Origin of the sequence: Streptomyces sp. NPDC059003 (assembly GCF_042740445.1) — a bacterium.
GTDB lineage: Bacteria > Actinomycetota > Actinomycetes > Streptomycetales > Streptomycetaceae > Streptomyces.
Window position 1 is genome coordinate 1 of sequence record NZ_JBHYJH010000402.1, and the last position, 2690, is coordinate 2690.

The 2690-nt window shown below is 75.1% G+C and carries 2 protein-coding genes; one reads left to right on the top strand and one right to left on the bottom strand.

The window, feature by feature from the left end:
• Nucleotides 1–183: 183 nt before the first annotated feature.
• The gene (locus tag ACFWZ5_RS46055; RefSeq protein ID WP_384806670.1) at nucleotides 184–1098 is read right to left on the bottom strand and encodes an NADP-dependent oxidoreductase; all 915 of its coding nucleotides are present in this window, start codon (nucleotides 1096–1098) and stop codon (nucleotides 184–186) included.
• 205 nt (nucleotides 1099–1303) lie between these two features.
• Here ACFWZ5_RS46055 and ACFWZ5_RS46060 point away from each other — a divergent pair, with 205 nt between their 5' ends.
• Nucleotides 1304–2602 (top strand): LuxR C-terminal-related transcriptional regulator, encoded by a 1299-nt coding sequence (locus ACFWZ5_RS46060; protein WP_384806668.1) that lies wholly within the window; start codon nucleotides 1304–1306, stop codon nucleotides 2600–2602.
• The last annotated feature ends 88 nt before the right edge of the window (nucleotides 2603–2690 follow it).

The following is a 2690-nucleotide window of genomic DNA, read 5'->3' on the forward strand; positions in this document are numbered from 1 at the left end:
GAGGACGAGCGCGCAGCGCGGAGAGAAGGGGGTCTGGGGGCGGAGCCCCCAGGGAGGGGGTGGGATGGGCGAGCCCACAGTCCGCGGTGGCCCAGGGGCCCGCCAAGCTGTAGCTGCCCGGCGGGCACGGCCGCGCCGCCACCCTCGTCTGCAACGGCGCCTGGCAGACCGCGAACCGTCCCATCAGGGAACGAGGAGCAGCTTCCCCTTCGCGTGCCCCGCCTCACTGCGACGCTGCGCGGCCTCCGCGTCCTTCAGCGGGAAGGCGTCGGCGATCCGGACCGTGAGCTCACCGGCGGCGACCCGCCGGGCGTCCTCGGCGAGGAAGCGGCCGATCGGTTCGCCCTCGCCGCGCGAGAAGGCGACCCCGTGCTCACGGGCCCCCAGGTCGGCGATGGTGACGATCCGCTCCGTGGTGCCGCCGCGCAGCTCGACGGAGAGCGGCAGCACGCCCTGCCCGGCCGCGTCGAAGACCGCGTCGACGTCCTTGCCGCCGGTCACCTCCCGTACCCGCTCGGCAAGACCGTCCCCGTACGCGACCGGGTGCGCGCCGAGCCCGCGCAGGAAGTCGTGGTTGGCGGCCGACGCCGTACCGATCACGGTCGCGCCCCGCTCGACCGCGAACTGCACCGCCATCGAGCCGACGACACCCGCGGCGCCGTGCAGCAGCAGCGTCTCGCCCCGCTCGATCCCGAGCTCCCGCAGCACGCGGTGCGCGGTCTCCGTGCCGCCGGGCAGCGCGGCCGCCTCGCGCCAGCCGAGGCCCTCGGGCTTCGGTACGACGGTGCCCGCGATGGCGTACTCGGCGTAGGCGCCGGTCTCCGTCCAGCCCAGGACCTCGTCGCCGATCGCGGCGTGCGTGACGCCCTCGCCGAGCGCGTCGACGATGCCGGAGAACTCGCCGCCCGGAATCGCGGGCAGCTCCGTCGGGAACAACTGGTTCAGAACACCGCTGCGGATCTTGTGGTCGAGCTGGTTGACGCCCGCCGCCTTCACCTGGACCCGGATCTGACCGGGCCCGGGGCTCGGCACCGCGGCCGTCTCGCTCACCCGCAGCACCTCGGGACCGCCGAACTCCTCGAAGACGATGGCGCGCATCGTGTCCTTGGCCGTCGCAGCCATGGTGGTCACCTCTCAACTCTCAACTGATCAATGAATGAAGGGAAATGAAGGAAGGGATCAATGCGTCACTGGGTGCTTCAAGGCTGACTGGGGAAGTGGCCAGGTGCGGCCGGTCGTTCGGGCGGTTCCACCTGGCCGGACGGCCAGGCCGGGGCGCGCGGGCCCGCCGTACGCTGACCGCATGGACGACACCGCGGCCCTGGCCGCCCTCGCCGACGCCACGGAGGTGATCCGGGCACCGCTCGGCGAGACGCTGCCGCGCCTGTCCGCCGTCGTGGCCCGCCGCCTGCCGCACCACGCGCTCGCCGAACTCGCCCCGCACTGCTCGTACGCGCCCTTCAAGGCGTACGCGGCCGCCTCCGGGGGCGACCCCGAACTGGCCGGGCGGATCACCGCCGCCGACCTCGACCCGCTGTTCGCGACCGTGCGGCCCGGGAAGCCGTGGGCCGGGACGGCACGGGTGGGCGGTGCGGACCGCGAGGTCCTCGCGGTCGCGAGCGAGGCGGCGCCTCGGGGGGCGGTGCTCGTGCTCGTGCTGGTACGGGATGTGGAGGGCGGGCGGGTTTCGGAGGGCGTACGGGGTGGTGGTGACGTGGCGTATCTCCAGGCCCTTTTCGATCTCGTCACCGCGCATCTCGGGCGGCTCGCCGCCGAGGCCGTGCCCGGGCCGCTCGCCACGTCACGGGCCGCGTCCGGCGAACGCGCCCGCGTCACCGCCGAGCTCGGCGAGGCCCACGCGGCCGCGCTCACCGGGCTCCTCGGCGTACTCCGCAGCCGCACCCTCGACGACCGGGGTGCCCGCGCCGCCGCCACCGAACTCGCCGTCTCCGCGCTCGTCGGCCTGCGCGCCGACGTCGAACGCGACCAGGCCGTCGCCGAGGAACCCGCCGACCAGGCCTTCGCCCGGCTCGGCGACTCCCTCCGCACGCTGCTGCGGCACGGTGACGTCGACCTCGACCTCGTGCCGCCCGGCACCGCGCGGCGGCTCCCCGCCGACATCGCCCACGCCGCGCGGGCCGTCGTGCGCGCCGTCGTCCTCGCCTCCCTCGAACAGGACGGCGTACGGCGCATGCGGGTCGGCTGGGCCGTGGCCGGTTCCGAGCTGCGCCTGACCGTGCGGGACGACGGGCCCGGGAGCCTGACGTCGTGCGTTCTCGGGCCGCGGCGGGTCGCCGACCGGCTCGAGGCGGTCGGGGGGCGCCTCGACATCGACCCCGTGCCGGGGTGGGGGACCACGGTGACCGCCGCCATTCCTCTCGGTACGGGGGATGCGCCGCCCTCCGCCGACCAGCTCTCCGGGCTCGGCGCCCGTGAGCTCGAGGTGCTCGGTCACCTCGCGCGCGGGCTCCGGAACCGGGCCATCGCGCGGGAGCTGCGGATCAGTGAGTCGACGGTGAAGTTCCACGTGGCGAACATCCTCACGAAGCTTGGCGTGGCCTCGCGGGGGGAGGCTGCCGCGCGCTTCCACGCGGTGGCGTGACCGCCGCGGGTCCCTCTCCCGTCGTCCTCGGGGTGACCGTCCCTGGTGGGGCTCACCCGCCGTCGGCGGTGCATGGGGTGGGTGGGCG

Bases quoted from the DNA above. Each gene is read 5' to 3' on its own strand.
- ACFWZ5_RS46055 (WP_384806670.1), bottom strand. From the start codon at position 1,098: ATGCGCGCCATCGTCTTCGAGGAGTTCGGCGGTCCCGAGGTGCTGCGG.
- ACFWZ5_RS46060 (WP_384806668.1), top strand. From the start codon at position 1,304: ATGGACGACACCGCGGCCCTGGCCGCCCTCGCCGACGCCACGGAGGTG.